Origin of the sequence: Megasphaera indica, assembly GCF_046614755.1 — a bacterium.
Lineage (GTDB): Bacteria > Bacillota > Negativicutes > Veillonellales > Megasphaeraceae > Megasphaera > Megasphaera intestinihominis.
The window spans coordinates 1-25,792 of the sequence record NZ_JBKKJR010000011.1 but is presented as its reverse complement, the minus strand read 5'-3'; the positions used below and the strand labels follow the sequence as shown (position 1 = coordinate 25,792).

The window sequence follows — 25,792 nt, the reverse complement described above, 5'->3', positions numbered from 1 at the left end:
CTTTTTTAATAATCGCTTATTGTTTTTTCTTTTTCTGCATCTTAGCCCAGGTGTCGCGGAGGCCGACGATGCGGTTGACGACCAGGTGGTCTGCCGTCGTATCGGGATCAATGACGAAATACCCCTGGCGCAGGAACTGGAACTTATCACCGACATGATACGTTGCCAATGCCTTTTCGGCCTTGCTGTGGTATACGTCGAGGCTGTGGGGATTGATCTGGTCGAGGAAATCCTTGCTTTCCCCTTCTTCCTCGCTGCCGTCGTCCTTCAAGAGATAGTCATAGACGCGGGTTTCGACGTCGACAGCATCTTCGGCATTGACCCAGTGCAACGTCCCTTTGACCTTGCGGTTGGCGTTGGCACCGCTGCCGCTCTTGCTTTCCGGGTCATACGTGCAGTGCAGTTCGACGATGTTGCCGTCTTCGTCTTTGATGACTTCTTCGCATTTGATGATGTATGCATACTTGAGGCGGACTTCCTTGCCTGGAGCCAGGCGGAAGAACTTCTTGACCGGTTCTTCCATGAAGTCGTTGCGTTCGATATAAAGGTTCTTGCTGAACGTCATTTCGCGCGTGCCCATGGCTTCATTTTCCTGATTGTTGTCGGCCGTCATCGTTTCCGTCTTGCCGTCAGGATAATTGGTGAGGACGACCTTGATCGGGTCGATGACCGTCATCAGGCGCGGTGCTTTCATCTTCAGGTCTTCGCGGATGCAGTATTCCAGGAGGGAAATATCGACCATGCTGTCCGCCTTGGCGACGCCGATGCGTTCGCAGAAGTCACGGATCGATTCCGGCGTATAGCCGCGGCGGCGGATACCGGAAATCGTCGGCATACGGGGATCATCCCAGCCGCTGACGATGCCCTTTTCGACGAGGAGGCGCAATTTGCGCTTGCTCGTAATCATGTTGGTGACATTCAGGCGGGCGAATTCGATCTGCCGCGGTTTCTGGCCTTCCGGATCGTCCCAGTCTTCGAGGACCCAGTTGTACAGCGGACGGTGAGCTTCAAATTCCAAGGTGCAGATAGAATGGGTAATGCGTTCGATGGCGTCCGATACGGGATGGGCGAAGTCGTACATCGGGTAGATGCACCATTTGTCGCCTGTCCGATGGTGCGAAGCATGGACGATACGGTAAAGGACCGGATCGCGCATGTTGAGGTTCGGGCTGGCCATATCGATTTTGGCGCGCAGTACCTTTTCGCCATCGGCAAACTTGCCGGCTTTCATATCTTCAAAGAGCTGCAGGTTTTCTTCGACGCTACGGTTACGGCAGGGGCTTTCCTTCCCCGGCGTATTGAACGTGCCGCGGTATTCACGGATTTCATCACTCGACAAATCATCGACATAAGCCTTACCCAAGCGAATCAGCTTTTTGGCGTATTCATAGAGTTTATCGAAATAGTCCGACGCATAGAACATGCGGTCGTCCCAGTCAAAACCGAGCCATTTGACATCGCGTTTAATCGATTCTACATATTCCGTATTTTCTTTCGACGGATTCGTGTCATCAAAGCGGAGATTCGTTATTCCGCCATATTTCTTGGCAATGCCGAAATTCAGGCAGATCGACTTGGCGTGGCCGATGTGGAGATAGCCATTCGGTTCCGGCGGGAAACGGGTATGGACCCGCTTGCCATATGTATTCTTTTCGTTGTCTTCATCGATAATAGTTTCAATAAAATTTTTGGTCGTTTCGTTATCCATCGATGTATCTCCCTTTCATATATGTATAAATGCCTTCAATATCACATTATAACCTAAACATGGCTTGCTTTGCAATGTTCTGCTACAAATTAAGCAAACTAGCGGTTTTTATCGAATCTGGCAAAGGTTGATTGATTTATTTTCACGTAGTTTCATTTCTTTTTTTTGACGAATTTTTGACGGCAGGCTGATGTGACATAAAAAAAGTGGCGTCCACTCACAATGGAATGGACGCCGACTTTTATTTTTATTAATGTTTTATTGGTTTTGAGCCGGCATTGTTTTAGACAATGCGAATTTCACGGCCCAGATAGCTCCATTAATAACAAGCGGCAGGACGATTTTGTCGCGGAGCATATTCCAGCCTGTCTCCGACTTGCTCTGTTCCTGGATTTGTGCTGTGAATTTGTCGGCGACCGCTTCAACAGCAGGGAGCGCATTTGTCACGATATTCTGTGTCAGCTCGTTCTTCATGTCTTCTGTAACGATGTCAACATCCAAAGCATCTACAATGCTATCTCTGATATCTGTCCATTTACTCATTTTCCATACCTCCATTAAATACAATAATTATATGGTAAGCCTATCTTACAATAAGCTACATTCGTAATCGGTTACGCCGCGGGCAATAGCCGCCGCAAAATCATCTGAGCAATCTACAAGCAGAGTCGCATCATCGTCATTGTCAATAAATGCCGTTTCTACGAGTACCGCCGGCATATCGGTGTGCTTCAAAACGATGAGCCCAGGCATTTCTTTGACGCCTCGGTCTACTGTGCCCAGGGCACCTACAATCTGATTTTGAATGCATTGAGCGAGGTTTCCACCATTGCTCATACGACTGTAGCATTCAACCTCTGTCCCCTGCACCTGTCCGTTTGCCGCATTACAGTGAATAGATACAAAGGCGTCTGCCCACCAGTTATTTGCGTCATCGCATACAGGGATAGGGCGGTCGTCGTGGTCACTATCATAGTAGAGATTGTCAGACTGCAGGAGCCGGCATTCACAGCCGGCCGCTTCGAGGTATTCTTTTACTTTTGCCCCGATTTTTGCGGCTACGTCACACTCTCTGAGGTCTACCGTACCATCCGTGGCAGTATGTACGGCGCCACTGTCATACTCTAAATCGTGGCCGGGATTAATGTACACTTTCATTGTCATTCCTCCTATTCGTCGTAGCGGCGGTCTTGATATTGCCGCCGATGTAACCGAGCAGGCCAGATGCAATACTCATGGCCAACTCATTTTGATCATAAAAAATGGCCAGCACCAGCGCTACGACAAGACCGATGATGACCGTTAGATCTACGATATTGATTTTGTCAATCATAGACATCACCCCTTGTATGTCACTTCACCCTTTCTTGCAGATCGTCCAGCCGATGATGAGCGGATGCGGCCGACGCTTCGACTTTTGCCAATCTTTCGGCCATGTTCTGCCGCTTCTCTTCGACGCCCCTGATATACTCCTGCGTGCTTTCGATGAGCTCGCGAAGCTCTTGGATAGACGAGGACAGCGGCTTGATGACGGCATAATTAAAAATGACGCCACATAGGCTCAGTATTCCGACGATGACCCCAGTCATCTGTACCAGCGATTCCATCACGTGCCCCCATTCGTGTCAGGTTGCGCCGTCGTATTGGCATCGCTGGCGGTTGTGTCGGTCGTCTTCGGTGCTACGTAGGCAATGCAGTCTTTGTTCAGGCATGTGCCATCGCTTTTCAGCTCACTGCCACAGTATTTACAGTATTTTTTGCGTTTCCAAAAACTCATACATTACACCCCTTCCACGGCTTCCTTGTAAGCCGCTGTCATGTCCTTATAGTCCTGCTGGATGCTTGCTACAGCGTCGGTATTGCCCGCCAGGGTGGCAGACTGCAAGGCGTTCAGCATTTCCGACTTGTTTGCTTCGTATTCGCTGGCAAGCTTCGATTTTTCCGCTGCCGCTTTTTCTGCTGCTGTCGGTTCTGGCGCTACATACGGCGCAAAAGTGCCGTCGCTCTGTCGGCAATATTCCCGATTGGCGTCGTTATTACCGAGCAAATTATTGTAGTCATCCTTATCGACGAATACAAATCCCTGCTCCAGCAGTTCATCAACTTTGACACCATCGTCGATGGTACTGCCGTCCTCTTTTACATAATAATGGACGTTGGCCGCGTATGTTGTACCCCGCCGGCCGTCTTCGCCAAATTGGATCAAGTAATCTTTCATTCATTTTCACTCCTTACTGTCTATATGCCGATGATCAATGCTTTATATAATCCGGCGTAGCCATTGACGGTAACTCTTGTTTTTGTCAGTGTTGTCCTGTTATCTATGATTGTAAAAGTATAATCGCGTGATTCCGTTATATCACTCGTATCCCAGTCCACCGGGATAATCCCAAACACTGCTTTTGAAAAAGCAATGGGAAATGTAATATTGTCATATTTTTTATTGTCATCAAACGCTTTTTTTACCCACTGTATAATTAATCCGTTGGCCCATTTGGCGTACCCATTCGCCACTAAATTCGCAGCTACGATGCCGCCGCAATTCTGTGCATTGGCGCCGATTGTATTTCGTACGTCGGCGGCGCTGGTGTCGTCAAGGATGGTCTTGGCAAAATCGGACAGCGCAGTTAATCTTGCTTCTTCGGGGCCGTAGAAATACGGCAGTTTGTTCCAGGTTGGAGTTACCCTGGCCATGGCAAGCAGGGAATCGGCAAGGGTAATGGGGATGGTGACATTACCTGTGCCGTCAAAATTTTGTGCGGTCCCGGTCAAGCCCGTGCCCGATACGTTGATACTGCGGGGCGTGGCTAATTGGGTTGCGCTACCGGAAACGCTGATAGGCCATGTGCCGGATGCCCCATTACCACTTTTCGTCGGTACAAAGGTGTTATAGTTACCGCTATCCAAAATGCGAGCCCAGCCTTTTTTATCGGTGCCGTAGCCGGAGCGATAGTACAGCCCGTCACCATTCGACGCAGTATGGCTGGCGTATACATCCAAGCGGTTGTCGGGCGTCGCGAAAGAAATACACTGTCCGTAATTATAGGCCCCGCTCAGCGCATCTGGCAGTGCCGCCGAATATTCTTTTGTCCCGTTGCGAGTCCACAGCGAGCCATCACCGGCCGTGCCCGTTTTTCCGGTGTATTTGAAATACGTATCCGAAATGTTGTTCCCGTTGGCGTCCGCCGTGGCTTTATCGGCCAAGCTAATATCGTTCACGTTAAGCGTGACATTCGCGCTGCCATCCATGGATACACTGCCGGAAGCTCTTCCGCCTAAAGACAAGGTCCGGGCGGTCTTCCACTTGTCGGTCGAAGACGAATTACCGACAAAACTGGGAGCCGTGACACTCCCTGGAAATTGCGTGTTGCCATTAGCATCTAAAAGCGTAGCCGTCCGGGTCGGTGTCACAAATCCGTCGGCCTTAGCATCGCCGTACTGGCGGACGTAAATCGGTTCTGTACCGTCGTCAGCTGTCGCGATTTCTGCATATCCCGCGTTCGCACTACCACCAACAGCGATACGAAAGGCATCATTGTCGCCCATAGTCGCTTTGAGTACCTCTCCGACTGCACCGGCCGATACCGTCGTATGGACTTTCTTCGAGGTCCCGACGGTGACATTGTCCAGGTTCGTCTGGCCTGTGCCGCCATTACCAACCGGAAGAGTTCCCGTAACACCAGGCGTAATATTGGTCGTCCCGTTAAACGAGGCAGCTGACGTCGACGCCAAATTAGTTTGAATAGTCCGTGCCGTCGCCAATTTAGTCGCACTGCCAGCATTACCTGCGATGCCATTAGCATGCGCATTGGAGGCCTTTTCGTGGTTACTTTCTTTAATTCCCGCCGAATCAATGGCTTCCTTTAATCGCTGGTCATTAGAGAACAGCTGCTGTGCCATATCATTTTCGAGTTTTGCATGGACGGGGTCGCTGGTGATACGCTGCGGGAAGCCGTCTGTGTTGAAATCCAGCGAGTTGTCGATGCCGTTTTTCGGGCGAGTCTGGTTACTGACCGTTTCCGGGAAATCCGTTTTCCATTTATCTAAGTAGTTAGCCATTGTTGTTTCCACTCCATTCGTCCATATTCGTACCGTACGTATACGTACCGTCAAAGGTTATCTTGCCGTCCCAGGACCAGCCCAATTAGACATAGCATCCCAGGTGAGCTGGTTTATAAATCTCGATGGTCTTTCGCATCTCTGCGATAGATGCGGCGTCGGTACGAGTCGTAAAAATGATAAAATAGTACTGGTCGTTGTGCTCCTCCACGTAGCCATTGCCATATGCGTTAATAATGTCCTTGACCCGTGACAACGTCGTTGTTTGGGAGCCACGCAGCGCAATCAGGACACGTGCCCGACGCTTTCCGTCGGAATCGCCCGGATCTGGATGAAGGTCCAGGAATTCTTCCCAGTCTGCAAGGCCCCAGGTGGCTGTAGTGATGAAGAATTGCTTCGTCACATCGATGAGCTGCAAGCGCTGCTTTTCGTGCTCTGTGGATAAGGCTTCCAGTGTTTTTGAGAAAGTCGGGTCTTTCTCCAGAAACTGCGGCAGATAGCGCTTGAGGTCCACTGGGACGACCCGAAGGAAATTAAAATCAGCCATTGAGCGTCACCTCAGTGCAACGGGCTATCTGGTCTGTCGTGACCGTGACCATGGTCGAGCTGCCGTTGATAGTCAAAGATTCATAATCGGATACACCACAGCTGGCGTTTTCCAGTATCATCTTCCCAATCATGGCGCAGGTGATGCGGATATTGTCGAACTGGTGCGAGCCGAAATAATCGTTAATGACGGTCTGGATGGCCGTCGCGTTAGCACCTTTGCTGTCGAGCGGTTTCAAGGCCACCTTGACAGCAAAAATCGTCGGAGCGGCTACCGTTACTGTGGCGCCGATGGGACGCACGGTCTCAATGTAAGCCGCAACCTTTTTCTGCAAGTCTGTCGACGCCGGATTCCCATTCGTGTCGGTAATCAATACCTTGACGGTTCCATTTCCATTCCACAGCGATACGACGACGGCTTTCCTAACGCCTGCCACGGATGTGGCCCATTGGATGTATTCGTTCTTGTTCCCCGACGTGGCTGGCTGGCGTACCTTGAAAATGAGGCGATTATACAGGGATGCGTCGTCTTCCTCGTCAAAGCCGTCGTGCGTCGCCTGGGCATTGGTGACACTGCTGATACCCGGGATGGACATGGGGATGACCGTAATAGTCTTGGCGTCGACATTGCCATTTTTACCACCAGCCGTACATTCAATGGGGATGTCTCCACTCTTGGCAATAGTAACGGCTTTCGTCGTATAAAAGGCCACGCCGGTCGGCGTCTGGAAGACGCTGCCCAGAGGGACTATGCCGTTACCTGTGACCGTCACGGTTCCCACCGCTTTGACAGCCTGCCGACGGAAAACGCCGTGTTCTTCGGCCCGCAGGTCGAGATACTCACCCCAGGCCGTCTGTGCGAACCCCGCTTTATAGGCCTGTTCCCGTTCTACTTCCTGCTTGGCGAACTCGATACTGTTTGAGGCCAGGACATCATAGGTAAAGGTGCCCTCATAGCTGGAGGCGTCATTTCCGACGTTCTGCTGCAATTCGGTTAAAATCTCATCTTGTTCACGTGCTTCATACATCCACGCTCACCTCCCCGTAAATCGTCGAAATTACAATGGCTATGGAAACTTTATCGCCATCGTGTGAGATATCCACGCTGTCGATGCTCTTGATGTAGGGATTCACCATGAGGCACTCGACAATGACGCGTTTGATTTCGCTGTAACGCTGCTTCACGCCCATAACTTTACCTATGAACGGCCTGAGTTCAATGCCATACTGCCAGCTGTATGCCAGATAGCGGAAGCGCTCCGTACCGAGGGCCTTGTAGATCCACACCTTGATGGCCTCGTCTTTCTCGACGACGATGTGTCGGCCTACCTTATCATATAAAAAGCAGTCCTGGTCAAAGTCCCAGGCATATTCTTTCGGGACCGGCAGATCTGACGTGTAGGTATTGACAGATACGGCCCCGGTAAAGGGATATTCTGCACTCATAATTTCACCCCGCTGTCTGCCAGCCAGTACAGCTGTTCGTTCTGGCCGTAAATCGGTATCAAGAGGACCAGCGTCCCCGGTTTCAGCGTATCCGTCCAGGTCTCATCGTTATCGATTGGGTGGTTATGGCTCTCATAGGCCGCATCCCCCGAGCCGCCCGCCCGGTCACTTGTCTGGCCGACCATATGGCGGGTATATCCAGGCATCAGATAACGTGAGCAGTAGACGTCCTTGGCGGTAATTTCAATATTATTCATCTTGACCACCAGTGACGGCGGCGGACTTACGACAATGCCGACCTGCGCGCCGCGCGGAAGGTCGCCCTGCACCACGCTGTGCATCACATCGACGATGGCCGCCGCAGACTGCGAGGCCGAAGGGATTCCTGCCATAGTGGCCACCTCCTACATATGACTCGTTTTGATAATGGACGTCGGCGTCATGCCGATGTTATAGATACCGCCCAGCCCCCGCACCGCCGTTCCCGCTGGAATTGTTACCGACATATCGGCCATCGCCGGCATAGACGACAACGTGTTCGTCGCCATCAAAGACGACGCAGTCACCGACTTCCAGGTTCGATTCGTCAAATGGGATAACAGCATCACCGGCATCAGCCATTAACGTCGGTACCGAGGCGACGCCGTTATCACATTCTTGTCTCAAAAAGGGACTATAATAACTGCCAATACGCGTAGCGGCCTCGACACAGCCGTTTCGGCCATCTGGCATGGTAGCTCCTTCCCATGCCGCAAAGCCGGCCTGTACGCCCGCTGACGCCTCTAAATTTGCCCCGCCGATGGCCGAGGCCGTGCGCCCGGTCTTGGTCTTGACAGTCGTATCTTTCGGCTTTTCTTCTTTGTTCATAAGGTTTTCGAACTCGATTTCCAGCCGCATCTCATGGATGCCGTTCTCAAAGGTATGCGTATCGGATTTAATCCAGAATTTCCCGCACAATTCCGTCAGGATGTCCCGGATTTGGATGGAATATGACGATTTAGCGGCATAGCTGCCCGTCATCTGGAGGATACCAGAACGGTCCGGACCATGGAACAGCTTGTTGATGGCTTCCTGGGTATTGTCGTTCGGGTTCGTCTTATAGACGTCCTGGACCATAGAATATTTCTGTATCCATTCATCCTTTGTCTGGTAACCTGTAACGTTGCCCTGCTGGTCAGTAATCATGATGCTGTTGACCATGTCCTCGATGGATTCCTTGTACTGGCTGTTCTCGATATTGACGTATTGGTCTGCCGCCAGCCCTTCGATAAGCTCGCCTTTCTTAATGACGTCCAGCTCATCGCCCCGCATGATGGGATGGAAGAGGACATCTGGGCCGTCCTTGTTCTCTTTGTGCGCATTGATTTGTTTCGCCGCGTCAGTATAGGCAATCATGATAATCTGATAGCCCGTCTTTTCCTGAGCAATGAAAGAGACTTTCTTCCCTGTCTCAGCCAGCTTCCCGGCTTTGATACCCAGCTCACTGCACACCGCCTTGGCGATGTCCTCGGCCAGCATATCCGTGAATTTTCGGGTCGTCTTCGACCGGCAGAGGATGAACAGATTGTCATAAGCCGTGACCGTCACCGTGGACTGCTGGACGTCTTTTTCGATGGAGTAGACATTCCCCTGGAATTGCAGGTTCCCATCTTCATCATAGCCGTAGACCGTTTCACCGCAGTTGATGACGTAGTTCGGCAGGTTCGGGTCCCGGGCGTCCTGAACGTAGGAAAACGTCAGTTTTCGGGCCACCTGCAGCCGGGAGCCTTCCCAGGTGATTCTCCCCACGGTGAGGCGGGACAAATCATCTATCGTTTCAGTCTGCTTCGTCGTCTGGTTGCCTTTCTCGTCGGTCGTGGTTTCCGTCTTGACGCTCTTATGCTTGATTATCAATTCTTAATCACCCACTTCCGGATCTTGCCCGCGTTGTTGATGACCAAGCTCTTCAAGTTATTGCTCTTGACGACGCGGCGCCAGTGGTTATAGTCGCCGTAGGCTTTCTTGGCCACGTCCATGACGTCGCAGGCCTTTTGGAACAGGGCCTTGCCTTTCGAGATCTGCGACTGCTCTTCCTTAATTTTCTGGTCCAGGTCGACCGGGCGGACCTTGAGCCCCGTCTTATCATCGATAGGCTTGTCATTGTTCGCCGTCGGGACGTTGAGTTCCTTGTACTCCGTAAAATTCAGCGTGTAGTAGATGTCCCGGCTGCCGTCCTGCTCCCAGTAGGAAAATTCCATGATGCCGCACATCATATTGACCGGAGAGTCGGTAATGATGACGCGAACGGCCTTCCGGGCCGCCTTCCACTCGGTCAGCTTCTCGACGCAGGACGACGGGTCTGTGTAGTCGCCCACAACGAAAGGGTAGTCATGGGTAAGTGATGGAAAGAAGCCGGAGAAGGACAGGGTCCTGGCTTTCGGCATCCCGAAGACCAGGGCTTCCCCGACCTGCGTGATGTCGACGACTTTGTTTTTCTGTCCATCACCGACGGTATATTTGGCCGGCGTGACCGGCAGGATGAGTTTCCCTGTCGGCCCTTCGATGATGATTTCCCGCTTCAGTCCGGCTCCTCCACCATTAGAAAAGATGGCCGAAAGGACTTGTATGGTATTTCCTAACCCTCCCAGGCTCATCAATAACCACCTCCGTAGTTGATATGGCCCTGTGAAATCAGTTTCGCCAGTTTATAGGCGATACGGTCAATGTCGGCCTCTTCGCGGACATAGAAGGTATTGCCTTTGATGACGACCGGGCCGCTGCCAGACGACTGTCTGCTTTCCAGTTCGGCTTGAATCATTCGCTCCGTTGTAGCGTGTGGATAGATACGGCTTCCCTGCGGCAGGTCGACGATTTCGCCGCCCCGTTCGTTGATTTCCGTCCAGCCGCCGGCGTAAAATGACGAGCCAGTCGCATGGCCGGAGAAGATACTAGGGATGCTGAAGGAAAAAGAGCTGGCCGAGGACCGTATATCCGCTATAGTGCTCTGTAAATTGCTCCAGGCACTCTGTGCACGTTCCGAAAGCGGTCCCCATACATTCTCTTCAAACCATCCCGTTACGCCGTCCCAGGCCGCCTCAGCTTCATCCTTGGCCGATTGGAAGGCACTGGCGATATCGCTTTCCAGAGATGAAGCCCCGCTACTGATGTCACTCCAAGTCGTGTTAGCGGAGTCTTCTAGTTCAGCCAGACAGTTACCAGCCGATTCTTTCGCATCGGCAAAGGTCTGGCTCCATTCGGCGTTCTTCTCATCAGCTACCTGACAAATCATGTTCCATGCATCTGATCCGGCCTGCTTAATGCCTTCCCAGGAATCGGCCATGTTTTGATGCAATTCAGTCTGCTGTTCAGTGAGCCAATCATCTGTGTCGCTCATTGACTGGCGGATACCATCAAAGGTCTGGCTCCACTCCGCATTCTTTTCGTTGATGACCTGGCTAAAGGAATCCCAGTTGATGCTCTGGAAGGCTTCGGCCAGCTTCTGACCGACAACGTCGCCGCCGATTCCCCCAGCAATGCCCCCCACGATTGCGCCGGCCGCCGTTCCCGCTCCAGGAGCTATCACAGAACCAAACTTAGCTCCTAATAAAGCTCCACCTTTCATACCAGCAAAACTACCGGCAAGGCCAGCTACATCCCGTCCAGCCGTAGACAGCTTTTCCCCTTCCGGGGCATAAGCCACATCAAGAGCAGTTCCACCTAATGCGATAGCTGACCCAATCCAAGGCACCCTTTTCGCCCAGCTGCTGAGCCGGGCACCCCATCCTGGTTTCGGAGTCCCTTTGGGAGTCCCTTCCGGGACCGGAACCGGTGCGTTCGTCGGTGGTGCCGAAGTAGGTGCCGTGGTCGGTGCCCCTTTGCTGTTGATGATGACGTTCGTCGCCGTGACGACCATATCCTTCACAGACGACGTGCTGGGAAGCCCGTTCCCGCCGGTCGGCGTACCGTCCGGAAGATTCTTCGGGATGCCCTGGATGACGTCTTTGACCTTCATGGCCAGGTTGTAAATCTTTTTCAACCCAACGGCCAAGGCCCCGCCTGCCAGTACCGACCCGATACCGTCAAAGGCCAGGAATTTGTTTTTCAGGTCGTTGATGCCCTCGCCCACAATCTTGATGACGTCCGTCACCTGTAGGCCGTCGTCAATGAGGCCGGAAAAATGCGACGTCAGCTTGCCAACTTCTTCGGTAAAGCCACGCAAGCCGTCGCCGACCCCATGGTCTAAGAGCTTGATAGTCAGGTTTTCCCAGGCGCTCTTCAAACGGAGCAGAGAGCCGCGCAGGTTGTCCATGGCTACCTTGGCCGTTTCATGGGCCGTGATATCTTTCATGGCTGCGTTCATGTCTTTGACGCCCTTGGCGCCTTCACGCAGCATGATCATGCCGCCACGAATAGCGTCCGAGCCAAACATGGTCGACAAGGCGTTCATCTTTTCTTCATCCGTTAAACCGGATAAATGGTCCTGCAAAAGGCCGGCGATGTCTGAGAGGGACCGCAGGTGGCCTTCCTGGTCGAAGAATTTAGACGTTCCTTCGTCGGTCAAAAGGCCAAGTCTTTGCATTTCTTCTGTTGCCTGCTTCGTCTGCGGTGAGAGGTTCATGAGCATCGTCTTTAAAGACGTACCTGCATCAGACCCTTTCAGGCCGTTATTGGCGAAGACTGCCAGGGCCGTGTTGGTATCATCGAAGCTCATACCGACCCCGGCCGCAACAGCCGAGACAGCAGAGAGAGAGTACTTCAACTCTTGGACGCCCGTTGCACTGGCATTGGCCGCGCCGACCAAGACGTCTGCTGCATGAGTGGCATCATCCATATGAAAGGCGTTCATGGCCGTGCTCATGATTTCCGCCGCTTCCGGAAGGGATAACTGGCCGGCTGCAGCTAAATCGAGAGCTGCCTGCGAAGCATCGCCGAGAACGTCCTTGACACTAACGCCGGCTTTCAAGAGCTCTGTCATCCCCTGAGCCGCTTCCGTCGAGCTAAACTGCGTATCTGCGCCGAGTTCCAGTGCCTTTTCCTTGACGGCGTCCATGGCTTCCGCATCCAACCCAGTGACTGCCTTGATTTGCGACAACTGAGCCGTGAAGTCAAAATAATTCTTTACAGCATCGAAGACGCCGTAGCCAAGCCCAGCAAAACCGGCAGCCTGTACAGGAAGACCGGCCATAGCACCGGCAGCCATTCCGGACAGTTTGTCCTTCATGCCACCAATATCGCCGTTTTGTTTGACGTTGATAGCCACGGTATAGGCCTTCCCTTTGAGTCCGTTCAGCTCCGTCTTGACCCTCTGGAGCTTCGCCGTGGCGTCATCCTTGGCGCGGATAGTCGCTTCGTAGATGCCGCGGATTCCCTGGAAGGCCCGTTTGGCACGGTCTGCCTGGCCAGCTGCTTTGACAGCCGCCGTGCCGGCCTTCCCCATCCCGGCGGCGGCCGCATCCGAAGCGCTCCCTGTGCTTTTCAGGGTTTCCGTCAAGCCCTTGAAGCCGGACCTTGCTTTATTGACCTGCGCCGTAAACTGGTCCTTGAGTTCCAGCGTAGCGCTCAAAACATAGTTGCTCACAGCCTAACGGCCCCCTTTCTTCAATGGCAGCGTCGCCAAATCCAATTCACGCTGCTGCTCCAGGCAGACAGCCTCATAGCAGAAAATCTTTTCCAACCGGTTCAAGCCGAAGAAATAGTCCAGTCGATGCCCACGGAGGACCAGGGCGGCCGCCGTGGCCGCTTCCCAGTCCTCTTGGATTAGTTTTTTACGTCTTCATGGACCTTCGATTCGATGTCTTTCCCATAGCCGGACAGCTGGGAAATCTTGCGGGCAATGGCCGGAATCTCGCCGGCATCGAACAATTTGTCGATGATGTCCGTCGGTTCGACGCAGCCATAGGCCTGTTGCAGGGTGGCGTCCCTCAAGTTCGGTTCGACGACAGTCTGCAAGATGCAGTATTCGTCGGAGCCGTCGGTGATGGCCATGATTTCGGCCATGAGGCCTTTCGTGATTTTCTTGACCGTCAGCTTGCCGACGCTGGTGTCGAGGTCAAAGGTTTCCTGCTTCTTCTGTTCGATTTTGTCTTTCTGGTTAATCAATTCCTGAATGCTAACTGCCATAGTATGTTCTCCTCCTATTCAACGGTTTCCGTAAATGCAGCGTCTTCCGGCGTGAAGCCGAAGGGGTATTCTTTTTCGATGACTTTCCCTTTTTCAAAATTCATGAGCGACAACTGGTTGAACCAAACGTTATCAAGCGTGATGCGCTCTTTCTGGGCGTCAATCATATCCGGATCTTCGACCAGGCCGACCAGCGTCGTGCGCGGGTCATGGCCGCTCTTCCAGTCTTCCAGGTACTTATTAAGATTCCGGTTGATGACGCTCTTGATTTTGAGCGTCCCTGTACCTTTGAGGGATACGATCTTACTGTCTACACTGTTCCCGATAAGCACATCTTCACGGTTCGGCTCGACGTCGACTTCGAACGATTCAATTTCAAAGATGAGTTCGCCTTCCCACCATAATTTCCCGTGGGAGCCGTTCCAGCGCCGGTTGCCGCGATATTTTACGTCATATTCGCTTCTTGCCATTTGTCAGGCCTCCTTACAGCGTGAAATCAATCTTCAAGTTTTCCATAGCATCCACAAAGCGGATGTCACCGACCAGGGCCAGCGTATCGCCGGTATTGTACTGGCGGATTTCCATGACCGACATGGTCGTCGGGTCATCACCATGGAGTTTTGCGTAATTGCTCTGCCAGGTCGTGTTGATGTCGACCGTGTTAGGCGCATCGGCATCCAGCACATTGCCCTTGATTTCCGAGAAATAGACCAGGATGGCCGAAATGAAGAGCATTTTGTGGTTGTAGTCGTTGATGACCTTGCCCACGTAATACTTCTTGAAGGTATCGCGGATGTCGTCGGTGACCATATCGATTCCTTCGATGATCTTGATTTTCCGGAACTCTTCGCCTTTATCCGTGGTGAAGGTCGTCAGGCTGTTGCAGGCGCGGGCAATCTTGACGCCGTCGCCATCCTGCTCGTCAATGAGTAGAAGTTCGCCCTGGTCAATCAGCGTGTCGATGTCTTCATAGACTTCGACGCTTTCGACTTCGGTCAACTTGAAGTACGTGGCACTGCGGTCCAGAGCCAGGCCAGCCAAAATGCCGGCGATACGAGCCGTATACTGCAAGGCCGTGTACGTCGTATAGGCCGGATTGCCGGAGCTGTCTGTATCGGTCTGCACTTTAATGTCATTTGTGCAGAAATTGACAATCCCTTCATGGTCTGCGTCCTGGCCGGACAATACGGCCTTGAAGGTTTTATGCTTGTTGTTGCGCTGTGCCTTAATCCAAGACGCCAGGTCCTGCTGTTCCTGCACCGAAGCAGTCGGTGCGCAGAGCCAGTTCCATTTGATGTTGGTCAGCATCTTGAGAACATTGGCCTGGGTCTTCGTAGCGCCGTCGACATTGGTATTCGGCAACGTGTAGACCAGGATGCGGAGCGGCGTGCCGAGCAGGCATTTCTTGATAAGGTCCACGTTTTCATCTGTAAGGCCTGTATCCGGGATGTCGGAAACGTCGCGGATAGTGTAATTATGGATTTCGTCTTTGACTTCGTTGTGCAGAATCATCGCCACGATACCGCGGGCACTGCGCTTGATAGCCGTCGTCCCCTTGGTACGGAAATTGATGATAATCTGCGGCATGCCGAACAATTCCTGTTCATTTGCCATATGCTATTCCCCTTCCGTTTGATTGAGCGTGTTGATTTCCAGTTCCAGGTGCTGGGCCAGTTCATACTGGATGCGGCCGGCATCCTCAAAGTTGTCACGGAAATCAAGATTGAAAATATAGTGCAGGATGTCATCGACAATGGTCATCTCTGCGTCGAGAATCGTAATATGCCGGTCCTTGACGGCCAGGACAGGGCGGAAAACCTTGTCCAGGGCATCGGCTACCTCGAAGACGGCCGTGCGGCTCACGCGTCCCATAGCGTCTTTGGGGTGGATATAGGTAATGTCCACCTGAATCAGCCGGTCGCTGAACAGGTCGTCCACGGTCGTGGCCGTCGGCATGAACTCGACATAAAAATAAGGTGCATCCGATTTCTCGACATTATCGAAGTGCACCTTATAGCCTTTGAAGTTTTGATTGAGTACGGCCACGATGGCCGCTTTTATCTCGCGAAGCGTCATCATTCGTCTAACACCGCCTTGAAAATGGCCTCCGAGTCTGCCTCGAAGGTCTGTCCGGCCTCCATCATCCCTTTATGCAGCATCTTCTTGCCAGGGACGAAGTCTTTCTTCAGCCGCTTCCCGATGGCCGGCACATACCGCCCCGGCGTCTGGCGATGGCCATACTCGACGTGGGCGGCATATTTGACGTTGTTGTAAATCGTTGTCTTCCCCTGTATGGCCCGGGAGTGTTTCCAGCCGTTCTTGAGACGGCCTGTCTGTGTCGGCGTGTTATCCTTGATTTTCCCAATGATAACCTCCGCTTCCTGGGCGACAAATTGGTTCATCTTTTTGGCTCCCTGTTCTTCGATTTTGGCTAATCGCTCATCGAAGGCGTCGAAGCCACCAAATTGCATCACCATTACGCCTCATCCTCTCTACGGACGCTGATTTCCTGATGGTCTGGATACTTAAAAGCCTTCGCGGCATTGAGCGTAAAGGTTTGGCCGACATGCACGATGACTAGGACATCGTTCGGCAAAATGTCGTATTCCGGATCCAGGCAGATGCGCAGTTCCGTCTTTGTGACGAACTCCCGCGGATTCTGGCCGCTCTGCATCTCCTTGCCATATTGTGTCAGATGGCACGGGAGTTCCTGGTAGACGGCCTGCGTCGTATAATCATCGGCTCCGTCGTCGTCTTTCACAGCCTGCTGCCGGTACACGGTGACGCGGTCGGCATACATGTATTTGTTGAGCAGGCGCTTGCATCGTTTCCAGCTGATAGGACCACCCCCTAGAGACTCTTCGGGCGCCGATACAGGTTCAATTTAGGTTTGAGACGGTCGAAATCTTCTTCCTTGGGGTCCCCCGTCGAGGATACTTCCGACACGGCGAATTGATACGTCGTGTCGTTCTGGGTCAGGCTCTTCAAGGGAGCCCGGCCGCCGTCTTCGGTATCCTCCAGCCAGCGCGTCACCATATCCTCGGCCGTAAAGACCAGGGCCTTGGGGAAATCTTCCCGGTTGCAGTAGTCCAAGACGTCATAGACGAATTTCTGGGCTAAGCGCTCAGCTTGGTACGTGTCAGTCGTGTTCTGGGTGACGGCATCAACGATTTTCTCGACCGCCTCATCGGGTGTGAGATAATTCATGGCTTATCCCTCCTCCCTCATCAGAGACTATTTGCCCGTGCTGCTGGTCGTGGTGGCTTTCGGGGTCAGGACGGCAAAGGCCGTTTCCTTGACCGGCAGGAAACCGAGGCGCATGGTGGCTTTGATGGCAACCATGTCGTTTTCTGCCAAGGACAACGGCTTGCCATCTGCCATGGTAACCGTCGTCAGTGTGGCTTCGCTGAGTGTGGTGTACTGAATCTGGTCGCGTAAGCCGATGAGCGAGTATTTCCAGTTGCCGGCGATGGCGCGGGCCTTCGTGGCATCCCAGGCACCGTTGCGGCAGAACTCAATCGGCTGAGCGTACAGAGTGGACTGGTCCACATCCTGCACATAGAGCTGGTTGCCGTTGGCATCACGCAGTTTGCGCAGGGAGTTTTTCAGATCATAACCGGCAACGAAACCATCAACGTCCAAGCCCTGGGCTTCAACTGAGGCCATCGTGTCGGAAATGTCGAGGTCTAACGACTTATTCGTGCCTTCAGCAACGGTCTGTTTGCCGGCAGTCGCTACCCCTAAGATATTTTTTGCAAACGGGCTGTTCGTGCCGAACAAGCAGGCTGCGTCGATGGCCTTATAAAAGGCTTCGGCTACATAGGGCTTGATGGCCGAGAAGACGTTGATGGTCGTATCTTCCATTTTTTCACGGCTGACCGGAATGATGACGCCGATTTTCTTGGCGACCAATTCCGGGAAAATCCATTTGGCAACGGATGTCTGAATGCGTTCCGTTTCACCGACCCAGTATGCGCCAGGGCCGGAGACCATGACCGGGAATTTCTTCGTTTCCGATTCCATCGGCTGGACCGTGGACAGTCGCATGACGCTGGAACCGCGAACGACATCCGCAATGATGTCGGATGCAATCGGGGTCGGCACGAAGCCGCTCAAATTGTCTTTCAAAAATAATTCGTCTGCCATATTGTATTCCTCCTCTTATCGTTTGGCCTGATTCTTGTAAATGGCTTCAAAGAAGCTGTTCTTGGCACTACCACCGCCATTGCCGCCAACACCGGTGCCGCCGGCTTTCGGGGCCTTGCCTTTCAGCTTTTCATTGACGGCCGCTTCAACGGCCTTCTTGAATTGTTTATCAAACGTCTTGATGCGGTCCATCGTCGATTCGTTGTCGTCGGCGATGAGGTAGTCCATGAATTCAACAGGAATCTTGCGGTCGGACAGTACCTTCACTATTTCGAGCTTCAGCTCTTTCCGATTCAGTTCTTTTTCCTTGGCTTCCAATTCCTTCTTGATGGCTTCCTGCTCCTCCTTGGCCCGCTCAGCATCGGACAGTTTAGACAGGCGTTCCGCTTCTTTTTTGGCCTTATCTGCCTTCTGCTGGTATTCCTTTTCCCATCGCGTCTTAGCTTTCGCTAAAGCCTCATCAATCCATTTCTGGACATCCGCTTCCTGCTCTGCTTTGGTCTTGGTTTCCGGGGTTTCCGGGGCTTCCGGGGCGTCTTTTCCGCCTTTATCGCCTTCGGTGCCGCCTGTTGTATCGTCTGCACCGCCTTCAGTGCCGCCGTCGGCGAACCGCTGAAGGTCGAACTTGAATTCGTCTGCCATGATTATCCCTCCTAAAATTGGCATAGAAAAAGCGCCTGATCACTCAGACGCTGAAACACTATATGCTTATTCACGGCGGCCCCTTCTTCCGAGGTGCCCGCTTATACAGTTCTGTATGCATGTTAGCCCTCCTTGTAACCTGGACACGAAAAAAGCGCCTCCCGTTTCCGTTTAGCGCTTGTTAGCTATATTCTTATACACCTGGCGTTATATCTTTTACGCCTTTAAGCAATCGGTAAGCCTTATGCATCAGGTCATTGTCTTCAAGGTACTCTAATCCCTTCAACGTGATAGTTGGGTTAATGTATTTCAAATCAAACCGGTTACCCCCTAAGTGAATGGGTTCAATGCCATCAATATACCCGGCCTGATACAGCATAAGCATGATGGAAATGAACCGTTTTTCTGTCACCTGAAAATGATCCGCTGACAATCGTGACCAGTCAGGGTCCTCATAGTCCAGATACTTATCTAAAAGGGAAAGAATCTGTTGAACCTCTCCCACTGATAGAAGTGGGAGATTCTTGAGAAGGTTGCTGTTTAAGTTTCCTCCTACAATCAGGATAGCCTTATTCTCAAAGGGCTGTCCAAAAGCCCCTTACACAGTCCCTCGAAATCGAAGTTCTGCTTACTTTGGTAGATACATTTTGCACTTCTTTTCTACCCGTCGCGATTCGCCTATGGCGTCGTGCTGCGGCAAGGGGGAGTGCTCCTCCGAAAACGGCTCAAAGGCCGTTGATTGAAAAATACTTTTTTGTTCACGCAGAAGTCTAACTGCTATTGATATTATACCACAGACTCGCCATTCATCTCCAACCTAAGAGGAAGGAGTCTTCTGGCAAAAATGCGATAAATAAGTTTGAAATTTGCCATGCTAAAACTCCCCCAACAAATGAACGTACTCCCAACTATATGGGCAGGGTACTTCTTGCAGAATCAGGTTAAAATTCCATCCCGTCAGGAAGTCCCATTTCTTTTCTTTCCTTCTTGTCTAATTCAATCATCTGCTGACTGATTTTTTCCTTTTCTTCCTGAGTTTTGGCTTCATCCCATAGCCTATTCAATTTTACCATTTCCGGGCTAGGTAATCTCATATTATCACTCTCCGTTCAGTAAGGACAACAACCTTTTCACAATAGCTTTTCCCGATAATCTTACAGAGAAACATTCTGCTATGATTTCTCCATAATTATGAGTCCCATAGCCTTTATCTGCATACTCAGATACGTTATCCAGCAAATAGGATTCATCATGTTTTATTTCTTTACCTATAATATCCAGAATTTTATTGTCTATTTCATCTTTAATTTTAGTATAACCTTTATTTTCTTTTTCGACAAGAGCCGCTATTCGTTGAACGAAATAGGAATGCCCTAATTCATGAAGATAGGGGGCAAGACTTGTGTTATTTGCGTATCCCACTCCGTTTTTTTTGCCATCTTCTAAGAATTCTAATACTTTAGCTTCTGTATCATACTCTGAATTGATAAACACTACATTTAGGTCTTCGCTATAAGCGCCAATAGCCTTAACATCAGGCCAGATTTGTGCAAAAGCTAACACTGCTACCTTTGGCATAATAAAATCATCAGGCAGATAACCCTTTGCCTTTCTTAATTGATTTTCTGCAAAAATAACGGCTCGATTTTTACTCGAAGCATTATGCTCTGCATATAATTCAAACTGACTGTTGCTAACAGCTTTTAAATTTATAGCGACTTGGTTTAATTTCAATACGGATGTCTTACCATACTCAGCTGTAAACTTACCCATGAAGGCGGTATCAGCCACCTTGAATTTACTTTCATGCCATTTCTGATACGTCATGTCGGCTGGTACATAATATGTCTTACCTTTATCATTCCTGGCAATACGTGTCCCTGTCTTCTTTTTTCCTGGCCCATATAGACTGCCAGCAATGGTAGAACGGCAGTTCGGATGAAGTGGCGGTGCCGTGCTGCCTGGCTGATACTCGTCAAGGGAATAAACATGGCCATCGTGGTTCCGGCAGGTTGCCGATGTCCGCCGGTCCAGCGTCGCCGAAAAGCGGTAATACTTCATTCCCGCTTCCTCGATGCTGTCGAAGGCGGCCCGGTTCTCTGTAAAGTTCAGCTCCGTCCGAACCAGGCGGCGGGCATTGCTCACCCCGACGTCCATCCGGCGTGATACCAGCCGCGACAAGGTTTCTATATCCGTCCCCCGGTGTGTGGCCTGGGTAACGATGTCTTTGATGGTCTTGCCGAGCTGTGCATTATCCGTCCAAATGCGCTGGCTGTAGTTCTTACCGCTCCAAGGCGTCTTTAGGATAGATAACACTTGTTTATCATCCACGGCCGTTACAGCGGTTATCAGGCCTATTTTCTGGCCTATGTCGTATAGACCATGATAGTAGAAATCCTGGTAGACCGTCGGGAAATACTTGTCGATGGCGTCCTCGGCCTTTTTCGTCAAGTCGGCCAGGTGGACCAGTGTTTCCGTATATAGCTTGTCCAGCCGGGTGATGCGGCTGCGCATGGCCAATACGTTCAGCTCCTGGAGGATGGCCTTGTCGCCGGTATCCTTATACTGCTTGAGGTAGTCCTCGATGTCCATACGCCAGACGCGATATTCGCTCCCCTGCAAGAGCTGCGACGCCTCGACGTAAGTCAAGCCGTTGTCATCAGCAAAGCGGGCATACAGGGCGTCTATATCCTTCTGGATATGGGCCAGCGCCTGGCGATAATAGGCGGCCAGTTCGGTTTCCAGCTCCTGGCGGCTTTTCCTATTCCACTGTTCCTCCAGCTCCGTCATCCGGCGGGCCCAGTACTCCTCGTTCGTCATTCGTTACCTCACTCCCATAGGCATCCTGCCGGTCCGCCTCTTCGCGCTTGAGCTCATCCATTTCGGCGGCCGGGTCTGCGATGAAGGGCAGCAGGGACAGCAGCCGTTTCTGCGACACAAGGCCATACAGCTCTTTAACAATATCGGCCTGTTCCTTGATGTCGGCCGGGATGTTGGCCGTGAAGGTAATCTCAATGTCCCGAAAATCAATATCGGCCGCGCTCTTGGTCCGCAGCATATCGGCAATCAGTTCAATGCGCCGCTGCAGTCCTTTCCGGAAGGCGACCTCTTTCCGGCTGCGAATCTGTTCCATGCCAATCAGCTTGTACTTGATGGCCACGCCCGACGCATTGCCAGAAAAGGCCTCATCGCTCATGTCTGGCACGCTCGAAAACTTGTGGATGTCCTTTTCCAGGCGGCTCTTCATGTTCTCGATATACGTGTCGTTCAGGTTTTTGATGAGCCATTTGGCGTCGCCCGTGTTGTCCAGGAGCAGCACTTTATTGCGCCGCATCTCCTGGACGTCTTCGCCTGTAGTCCCACCCATCCCGGCCAGGCACAGGTACGCGTCCGTGAAGTCTTCCATGTCGTCCATGGTACAGCTCTGGGCCAGATTGTAGGCATCAATCTGTGTGATGACGCCTTCGAAGTCGCCTTGATGGAGCTGGTTGTTCGCATATTCGACGATGGGCACGTCGCTGAAGAAATGCGGCTGCGGCGCGCTGATCAGACGGAGCGTCCCGGAATCATACGAGTAATTCGTCACTGTGCTGTCATCATAGACGTCGACGTACTCCTGATAGGTCGCACCGTCCAAGTCGTATACCCGGTAGTGCCGGATGCCCAGCATGACATTCTCTTCCAGCGAGGCGTCACAAACCAAGATGACCTCTTCGGACGGGATGCGGCGGAAGCGGATATTCGCGTCGGCATCCATATACAGCAGTTCATAGCCGTCGCCGGTAATGCTGGCCTCTTCGGCCAGTTCCATGTTGTGGGCGGCCTCGTCATTGTATTTAAAGACGTCCTGGAGCGCCTGGACTTCGTCCCCATTGCCGGTAAAGGAGGCATAGGCGACCGGTTTGCCGATGAAGAAGCCCGTGTCCATATCCGAAATATATTTGCAAAAATTGGCCACGACCTTGTTATTCGGTGCACCATGATTCCGCGCCTCTTTATGCAGGTTGTCGTGCTGTCCCGCATAGTAGCCCTTTAGCTTGAGGCAGTGATTATAATACCTGTCATGCCGCAAGCAAATCCGGGCCAGGTCCTGCACGGACAGCGCGGTCTTTGTCGTCTGAATCCTCATAAACCAAAATCTCCTTTCCGCAGTCCTGGGATGGCCGAACGGCGCATGACGTCATCCATAGCGTACCGCGTAGCATCCAGTGCGTGGTTGTCTTTATCTGGGTAGGCACTGATGAACTGCCCCTGCCGGTTCCGCTCGTACTCATACGTCACGAACTCCCGGTACGTGTTCGGGCAGCGTCTTTTATCGATGTAGATATGGGCCCGGTCCTGGAGCCACTTGATGCCGTGTTCGACGCTGTCGCGGCTCTTCTTGGCTCCGCCTACATGAAGGCCCATGTTCCGCATCTCCTGTATCGACTTCGGTTCGGCTGAATCAGCGATGATGCGGCCGGAGCCGGCCTTCTGCTGTATCAGTTCGGCGGCCCGGCTATTGGTCAGCTTCTGCTGATAGATTTCATCGAAGATGTATAGATCTTCTTTTTTTGCATCGTAGTGCATTGATACAAAGGCCAGCGGGTCAATGGAAAAGCCGAAGTCCAGACCGTAGTACAACCTGTCAAAATTTCCGACAAGTTCATCGCTCATGGCCATGTCTTCGACATTTTCAAAGACCGCGCCGCCCGTACCTGTGACTTCGCCGAGATACTCATGACGATAGGCCCGTTCGTTCTTGGCTTTGAGCTTTTCCGCTTCGGCCAGGAACTGAGGCCCCAGCCAGTCTTCCGGCACGGTCAAATAGGTCGAGTGGTGAACCAGCCGGTCTGGATCATCCACAAGAATTTCCTCATTGACCCAGTTATTCCGGCTCTTCGGCGGGTTATACGTCCCGAACACTTGATAGGACGGGCCGCCGCGCAGGAGAGACTGCAACACGTTACGAATCTCTTCCATGCCGCTGAACTGGTCCAATTCCTCGAACCACACAATGCCGACATAACCAAAGGGCAGTTTGACAGATTTGACCTTGGCCGGATCGTCCAGCCCAAAGAAAAGGATTTTCTGCCCCGTCTTCTTGTACGTGATTTCCGGCGGCGACAATTTGACGCGGAACTTGTCCAGGACGCCCAATTGCTCCAGGCCCCAGACAATCTGAGGCAAGACGCTGTTCTTGATGGTGTTGCCGACCTTACGGATGACGACGGCATGGACATTCGGGTCTTCCATCACCGATACGGGGATGCGGATACCGCCTACAAAAGATGACTTGGCACTGCCACGGCCACCGGCCAGCAGATAAAAGGTATGCAGGTGCTGTTCGACGTCAAAAAAGACCTCATCGAACGATGGGGCAATCAAATCGGCAATATTAACTTTTCGTTTCCGTTTTCGGTTCTCGTGCGAATTCAAAAGTAATATCCTCCTCATCGTTATCCGTGCGCAATTCGGCCACCTCGGCCTTGAGTTTTTCTTTCTTTAGTTCTTCCATGGCATCGAAGCCCAGGTACTTAGCCAGCATCTCCCAGGCCCACTTCTTGTCTTCCATTTTGATGCTGATGCCGTCTTTCCCCTGCTTGACCTCAGACACAACGGACGTGTCGACGGTTTTACTATCCGCCAATTTGACGTTAAAGCCGTTAAAGGTGACGTAGTCGCCCAGGTCTGCCCCGACGACCTTTAAGCAGTACTGCACCAGGTCGGAAACGCCGACGTCCAGATGATACTGCATGATTTGGCGCAGCCGTTTCACTTCCGCCTGGACCTTAACATTTCTTAACAATCTTGAGCCGCTCGCCATAGCCGTCTCTTTATCACATTTATACGCTTTCAGGTATGACTGGAGCGCATTGTGGGAAGTGGCGTAATACAAGCAAAAAAGCCGCCTCTTCTCAGTCAGTTCTTCATTGTCATTGACCGATTCCAGCAGCTTTTTTTTTAACTTTTTCTTTGGTTGCAAGGTTGCAACTTTTTCTGGTTGCGGTTGCAACTTTTCCCCTTTGGCCGCAACTTTCCAGTGCCGTGTGGCCCAGCTTTTTACCGTAGATAGTGACACATTGTATTTTTCAGCAATATCTTTATATTTCATGCCACTACAATAATCTTTATATGCCTTATCTCTGATTGCATTACTCACATACTTCACCACCGCCTGTTGTTTGTTTTGTAATTGACAGGTGCAGAAGGACTTGAACCTCCATCTGCAGTTTTGGAGACCACCATGTTTCCATTACACTATGCACCTATGAAAAAAGCACTCACAATTGTGAGTGCTAAATTCTACTTTTTATTTGGAAAAAAAGATAAATAAATATATGTAACACATCTAACCAACAAAAAACTAATATGCAATAAAAGTGCTACTTCGATGAGTAGTAGAAAAGATATAAAAACATAACAATTTACCACTCGAATAATAAATGCAACAAAAAAAGTAAACAAAAGCAATACTATCTGTACCAAAAGCTCATAACAAAATAGTGTTAAAATCCATTGGTATAAGGAAATAACTACGCCATTTATATTTCGTCCCCTAGTCGAATTAACTTTCAATTTTTTTATATTACTAGCCTCACTTGAAGCTAGTAGTGCTATACAAGCAATCGTAAACCCTATTAAAATAGCTAAAGTAGCAGGTAATAAATCTCTTAATTTTAGCAATCCTGATAATGTAGCTCCATTACTGATATATATACAAGTAACAACAATAGAGATTAAAAATGGTAAAATCATTTCATACCTGCGTTCACTAGGTTTTATTGTTGACCAATAGTATTCTATTAAAAGTAGCCAATCATGATATATCATTTATTCCAATTCCTTTATTATCGGAACCATTTTTGCTAAAATATCTTGCGTATTAACAGTTCCATTTTCGTTTAACAAGGATTCAACTTGTTCTTTTAATCTCAAAACTTCCGTATCAAATACAATAGAATTTTTATTATTATTTTTCCCCTTTAACTGCACTCTGGTATATTTAGGACTTTCTTTATCAATAACTTTATTAGCCAATCTTTTTACCGTTTCTGGTCCTATGTCAAGTTTGAGTACAAATTAAATTGAGGTTTCTATCAATCAGTTATCCAGCAATCAAAGCTGCCTTTTTCTTGTAGTTTGCATATAATTTTTCATAGTCAT

Annotated in this window: 32 protein-coding genes and 1 tRNA gene; all 33 read right to left on the bottom strand. The window is 51.1% G+C overall.

What is annotated here, in order from left to right; genetic code table 11:
- Window positions 1-16: 16 nt before the first annotated feature.
- Window positions 17-1,708 (bottom strand): glutamine--tRNA ligase/YqeY domain fusion protein, encoded by a 1,692-nt coding sequence (locus ACFCTO_RS06960; protein ID WP_292259985.1) that lies wholly within the window; start codon window positions 1,706-1,708, stop codon window positions 17-19.
- A gap of 258 nt (window positions 1,709-1,966) precedes the next feature.
- A complete protein-coding gene (locus tag ACFCTO_RS06955) occupies window positions 1,967-2,251 on the bottom strand; it encodes a hypothetical protein (protein ID WP_302484849.1) in 285 nt (94 codons plus the stop codon).
- A gap of 45 nt (window positions 2,252-2,296) precedes the next feature.
- Window positions 2,297-2,866 (bottom strand): N-acetylmuramoyl-L-alanine amidase family protein, encoded by a 570-nt coding sequence (locus tag ACFCTO_RS06950; protein WP_302484848.1) that lies wholly within the window; start codon window positions 2,864-2,866, stop codon window positions 2,297-2,299.
- The gene (locus ACFCTO_RS06945; protein ID WP_293997888.1) at window positions 2,850-3,041 is read right to left on the bottom strand and encodes a hypothetical protein; all 192 of its coding nucleotides are present in this window, start codon (window positions 3,039-3,041) and stop codon (window positions 2,850-2,852) included. Before ACFCTO_RS06945 ends, ACFCTO_RS06950 begins: the two co-directional genes overlap by 17 nt.
- A 19-nt stretch (window positions 3,042-3,060) precedes the next feature.
- A complete protein-coding gene (locus ACFCTO_RS06940; RefSeq protein ID WP_256999244.1) occupies window positions 3,061-3,315 on the bottom strand; it encodes a hypothetical protein in 255 nt (84 codons plus the stop codon).
- Window positions 3,315-3,485, bottom strand: coding sequence for a hypothetical protein (locus tag ACFCTO_RS06935; protein WP_302484847.1), 171 nt, complete (start codon window positions 3,483-3,485; stop codon window positions 3,315-3,317). Before ACFCTO_RS06935 ends, ACFCTO_RS06940 begins: the two co-directional genes overlap by 1 nt.
- A gap of 3 nt (window positions 3,486-3,488) precedes the next feature.
- Window positions 3,489-3,926: a hypothetical protein gene (locus ACFCTO_RS06930; RefSeq protein WP_499876613.1), complete on the bottom strand. Its 438-nt coding sequence runs from the start codon at window positions 3,924-3,926 to the stop codon at window positions 3,489-3,491.
- A 20-nt stretch (window positions 3,927-3,946) separates the two neighbouring features.
- A complete protein-coding gene (locus ACFCTO_RS06925) occupies window positions 3,947-5,767 on the bottom strand; it encodes a gp53-like domain-containing protein (protein WP_499876612.1) in 1,821 nt (606 codons plus the stop codon).
- A gap of 85 nt (window positions 5,768-5,852) precedes the next feature.
- Window positions 5,853-6,314 carry a putative phage tail protein gene (locus ACFCTO_RS06920; protein WP_499876611.1) on the bottom strand — a complete coding sequence of 154 codons (462 nt, stop codon included), beginning with the start codon at window positions 6,312-6,314 and terminating at the stop codon, window positions 5,853-5,855.
- A complete protein-coding gene (locus tag ACFCTO_RS06915) occupies window positions 6,307-7,341 on the bottom strand; it encodes a baseplate J/gp47 family protein (protein WP_499876610.1) in 1,035 nt (344 codons plus the stop codon). The genes ACFCTO_RS06920 and ACFCTO_RS06915 overlap by 8 nt, the downstream gene beginning before the upstream one ends.
- Window positions 7,334-7,759: a DUF2634 domain-containing protein gene (locus tag ACFCTO_RS06910; protein ID WP_302484842.1), complete on the bottom strand. Its 426-nt coding sequence runs from the start codon at window positions 7,757-7,759 to the stop codon at window positions 7,334-7,336. Before ACFCTO_RS06910 ends, ACFCTO_RS06915 begins: the two co-directional genes overlap by 8 nt.
- Window positions 7,756-8,151 carry a DUF2577 family protein gene (locus ACFCTO_RS06905; RefSeq protein ID WP_302484841.1) on the bottom strand — a complete coding sequence of 132 codons (396 nt, stop codon included), beginning with the start codon at window positions 8,149-8,151 and terminating at the stop codon, window positions 7,756-7,758. Before ACFCTO_RS06905 ends, ACFCTO_RS06910 begins: the two co-directional genes overlap by 4 nt.
- Before the next feature lie 58 nt (window positions 8,152-8,209).
- Window positions 8,210-9,652, bottom strand: coding sequence for an XkdQ/YqbQ family protein (locus ACFCTO_RS06900; RefSeq protein WP_499876609.1), 1,443 nt, complete (start codon window positions 9,650-9,652; stop codon window positions 8,210-8,212).
- Window positions 9,649-10,392 (bottom strand): hypothetical protein, encoded by a 744-nt coding sequence (locus ACFCTO_RS06895; RefSeq protein ID WP_302484838.1) that lies wholly within the window; start codon window positions 10,390-10,392, stop codon window positions 9,649-9,651. Before ACFCTO_RS06895 ends, ACFCTO_RS06900 begins: the two co-directional genes overlap by 4 nt.
- On the bottom strand, window positions 10,392-13,316 hold the full coding sequence (locus tag ACFCTO_RS06890) for a phage tail tape measure protein (protein ID WP_499876608.1): 2,925 nt from the start codon (window positions 13,314-13,316) through the stop codon (window positions 10,392-10,394). Before ACFCTO_RS06890 ends, ACFCTO_RS06895 begins: the two co-directional genes overlap by 1 nt.
- A 179-nt stretch (window positions 13,317-13,495) precedes the next feature.
- On the bottom strand, window positions 13,496-13,858 hold the full coding sequence (locus ACFCTO_RS06885) for a phage tail assembly chaperone (protein ID WP_022496888.1): 363 nt from the start codon (window positions 13,856-13,858) through the stop codon (window positions 13,496-13,498).
- Between the two features lie 14 nt (window positions 13,859-13,872).
- The gene (locus ACFCTO_RS06880; RefSeq protein ID WP_302484836.1) at window positions 13,873-14,328 is read right to left on the bottom strand and encodes a phage tail tube protein; all 456 of its coding nucleotides are present in this window, start codon (window positions 14,326-14,328) and stop codon (window positions 13,873-13,875) included.
- A 13-nt stretch (window positions 14,329-14,341) separates the two neighbouring features.
- Window positions 14,342-15,472 (bottom strand): phage tail sheath subtilisin-like domain-containing protein, encoded by a 1,131-nt coding sequence (locus ACFCTO_RS06875; protein WP_302484835.1) that lies wholly within the window; start codon window positions 15,470-15,472, stop codon window positions 14,342-14,344.
- A gap of 3 nt (window positions 15,473-15,475) precedes the next feature.
- Window positions 15,476-15,937, bottom strand: coding sequence for a phage tail terminator family protein (locus ACFCTO_RS06870; RefSeq protein WP_302484834.1), 462 nt, complete (start codon window positions 15,935-15,937; stop codon window positions 15,476-15,478).
- Entirely contained in the window at window positions 15,934-16,335 is a 402-nt protein-coding gene (locus ACFCTO_RS06865; RefSeq protein ID WP_302484833.1) for an HK97 gp10 family phage protein, read from the bottom strand. Before ACFCTO_RS06865 ends, ACFCTO_RS06870 begins: the two co-directional genes overlap by 4 nt.
- Window positions 16,335-16,619 carry a hypothetical protein gene (locus tag ACFCTO_RS06860; RefSeq protein WP_499876607.1) on the bottom strand — a complete coding sequence of 95 codons (285 nt, stop codon included), beginning with the start codon at window positions 16,617-16,619 and terminating at the stop codon, window positions 16,335-16,337. Before ACFCTO_RS06860 ends, ACFCTO_RS06865 begins: the two co-directional genes overlap by 1 nt.
- Window positions 16,620-16,708: 89 nt before the next feature.
- On the bottom strand, window positions 16,709-17,065 hold the full coding sequence (locus ACFCTO_RS06855; RefSeq protein ID WP_169013953.1) for a hypothetical protein: 357 nt from the start codon (window positions 17,063-17,065) through the stop codon (window positions 16,709-16,711).
- 27 nt (window positions 17,066-17,092) lie between these two features.
- A complete protein-coding gene (locus ACFCTO_RS06850) occupies window positions 17,093-18,004 on the bottom strand; it encodes a phage major capsid protein (protein WP_302484831.1) in 912 nt (303 codons plus the stop codon).
- A 15-nt stretch (window positions 18,005-18,019) separates the two neighbouring features.
- Complete coding sequence (locus ACFCTO_RS06845; protein WP_499876606.1) at window positions 18,020-18,646, bottom strand: DUF4355 domain-containing protein; 627 nt, start codon at window positions 18,644-18,646, stop codon at window positions 18,020-18,022.
- A 193-nt stretch (window positions 18,647-18,839) separates the two neighbouring features.
- On the bottom strand, window positions 18,840-19,151 hold the full coding sequence (locus ACFCTO_RS06840; RefSeq protein ID WP_499876605.1) for a YjcQ family protein: 312 nt from the start codon (window positions 19,149-19,151) through the stop codon (window positions 18,840-18,842).
- Window positions 19,152-19,587: 436 nt separating this feature from the next.
- Window positions 19,588-19,740 carry a hypothetical protein gene (locus tag ACFCTO_RS06835; protein WP_287046967.1) on the bottom strand — a complete coding sequence of 51 codons (153 nt, stop codon included), beginning with the start codon at window positions 19,738-19,740 and terminating at the stop codon, window positions 19,588-19,590.
- Between the two features lie 4 nt (window positions 19,741-19,744).
- Window positions 19,745-21,466, bottom strand: coding sequence for a minor capsid protein (locus ACFCTO_RS06830; protein WP_499876604.1), 1,722 nt, complete (start codon window positions 21,464-21,466; stop codon window positions 19,745-19,747).
- On the bottom strand, window positions 21,408-22,775 hold the full coding sequence (locus ACFCTO_RS06825; RefSeq protein ID WP_499876603.1) for a phage portal protein: 1,368 nt from the start codon (window positions 22,773-22,775) through the stop codon (window positions 21,408-21,410). The genes ACFCTO_RS06830 and ACFCTO_RS06825 overlap by 59 nt, the downstream gene beginning before the upstream one ends.
- A complete protein-coding gene (locus ACFCTO_RS06820; RefSeq protein WP_499876602.1) occupies window positions 22,772-24,064 on the bottom strand; it encodes a PBSX family phage terminase large subunit in 1,293 nt (430 codons plus the stop codon). Before ACFCTO_RS06820 ends, ACFCTO_RS06825 begins: the two co-directional genes overlap by 4 nt.
- Window positions 24,024-24,740, bottom strand: coding sequence for a terminase small subunit (locus ACFCTO_RS06815; protein ID WP_499876601.1), 717 nt, complete (start codon window positions 24,738-24,740; stop codon window positions 24,024-24,026). The genes ACFCTO_RS06820 and ACFCTO_RS06815 overlap by 41 nt, the downstream gene beginning before the upstream one ends.
- Window positions 24,741-24,825: 85 nt before the next feature.
- A tRNA-Trp gene (locus ACFCTO_RS06810) sits at window positions 24,826-24,896 on the bottom strand.
- A gap of 35 nt (window positions 24,897-24,931) precedes the next feature.
- On the bottom strand, window positions 24,932-25,459 hold the full coding sequence (locus ACFCTO_RS06805; RefSeq protein ID WP_499876600.1) for a hypothetical protein: 528 nt from the start codon (window positions 25,457-25,459) through the stop codon (window positions 24,932-24,934).
- Window positions 25,460-25,666 (bottom strand): hypothetical protein, encoded by a 207-nt coding sequence (locus ACFCTO_RS06800; RefSeq protein ID WP_499876599.1) that lies wholly within the window; start codon window positions 25,664-25,666, stop codon window positions 25,460-25,462.
- Window positions 25,667-25,792 lie beyond the last annotated feature (126 nt).

Coding starts and splice junctions, on each gene's coding strand:
- ACFCTO_RS06960 (WP_292259985.1), bottom strand. CDS start 1,708: ATGGATAACGAAACGACCAAAAATTTTATTGAAACTATTATCGATGAA.
- ACFCTO_RS06955 (WP_302484849.1), bottom strand. CDS start 2,251: ATGAGTAAATGGACAGATATCAGAGATAGCATTGTAGATGCTTTGGAT.
- ACFCTO_RS06950 (WP_302484848.1), bottom strand. CDS start 2,866: ATGAAAGTGTACATTAATCCCGGCCACGATTTAGAGTATGACAGTGGC.
- ACFCTO_RS06945 (WP_293997888.1), bottom strand. CDS start 3,041: ATGATTGACAAAATCAATATCGTAGATCTAACGGTCATCATCGGTCTT.
- ACFCTO_RS06940 (WP_256999244.1), bottom strand. CDS start 3,315: ATGGAATCGCTGGTACAGATGACTGGGGTCATCGTCGGAATACTGAGC.
- ACFCTO_RS06935 (WP_302484847.1), bottom strand. CDS start 3,485: ATGAGTTTTTGGAAACGCAAAAAATACTGTAAATACTGTGGCAGTGAG.
- ACFCTO_RS06930 (WP_499876613.1), bottom strand. CDS start 3,926: ATGAAAGATTACTTGATCCAATTTGGCGAAGACGGCCGGCGGGGTACA.
- ACFCTO_RS06925 (WP_499876612.1), bottom strand. CDS start 5,767: ATGGCTAACTACTTAGATAAATGGAAAACGGATTTCCCGGAAACGGTC.
- ACFCTO_RS06920 (WP_499876611.1), bottom strand. CDS start 6,314: ATGGCTGATTTTAATTTCCTTCGGGTCGTCCCAGTGGACCTCAAGCGC.
- ACFCTO_RS06915 (WP_499876610.1), bottom strand. CDS start 7,341: ATGTATGAAGCACGTGAACAAGATGAGATTTTAACCGAATTGCAGCAG.
- ACFCTO_RS06910 (WP_302484842.1), bottom strand. CDS start 7,759: ATGAGTGCAGAATATCCCTTTACCGGGGCCGTATCTGTCAATACCTAC.
- ACFCTO_RS06905 (WP_302484841.1), bottom strand. CDS start 8,151: ATGGCAGGAATCCCTTCGGCCTCGCAGTCTGCGGCGGCCATCGTCGAT.
- ACFCTO_RS06895 (WP_302484838.1), bottom strand. CDS start 10,392: ATGAGCCTGGGAGGGTTAGGAAATACCATACAAGTCCTTTCGGCCATC.
- ACFCTO_RS06885 (WP_022496888.1), bottom strand. CDS start 13,858: ATGGCAGTTAGCATTCAGGAATTGATTAACCAGAAAGACAAAATCGAA.
- ACFCTO_RS06880 (WP_302484836.1), bottom strand. CDS start 14,328: ATGGCAAGAAGCGAATATGACGTAAAATATCGCGGCAACCGGCGCTGG.
- ACFCTO_RS06875 (WP_302484835.1), bottom strand. CDS start 15,472: ATGGCAAATGAACAGGAATTGTTCGGCATGCCGCAGATTATCATCAAT.
- ACFCTO_RS06870 (WP_302484834.1), bottom strand. CDS start 15,937: ATGATGACGCTTCGCGAGATAAAAGCGGCCATCGTGGCCGTACTCAAT.
- ACFCTO_RS06865 (WP_302484833.1), bottom strand. CDS start 16,335: ATGGTGATGCAATTTGGTGGCTTCGACGCCTTCGATGAGCGATTAGCC.
- ACFCTO_RS06855 (WP_169013953.1), bottom strand. CDS start 17,065: ATGAATTATCTCACACCCGATGAGGCGGTCGAGAAAATCGTTGATGCC.
- ACFCTO_RS06850 (WP_302484831.1), bottom strand. CDS start 18,004: ATGGCAGACGAATTATTTTTGAAAGACAATTTGAGCGGCTTCGTGCCG.
- ACFCTO_RS06845 (WP_499876606.1), bottom strand. CDS start 18,646: ATGGCAGACGAATTCAAGTTCGACCTTCAGCGGTTCGCCGACGGCGGC.
- ACFCTO_RS06835 (WP_287046967.1), bottom strand. CDS start 19,740: ATGAGATTACCTAGCCCGGAAATGGTAAAATTGAATAGGCTATGGGAT.
- ACFCTO_RS06830 (WP_499876604.1), bottom strand. CDS start 21,466: ATGACGAACGAGGAGTACTGGGCCCGCCGGATGACGGAGCTGGAGGAA.
- ACFCTO_RS06825 (WP_499876603.1), bottom strand. CDS start 22,775: ATGAGGATTCAGACGACAAAGACCGCGCTGTCCGTGCAGGACCTGGCC.
- ACFCTO_RS06815 (WP_499876601.1), bottom strand. CDS start 24,740: ATGAAATATAAAGATATTGCTGAAAAATACAATGTGTCACTATCTACG.
- ACFCTO_RS06805 (WP_499876600.1), bottom strand. CDS start 25,459: ATGATATATCATGATTGGCTACTTTTAATAGAATACTATTGGTCAACA.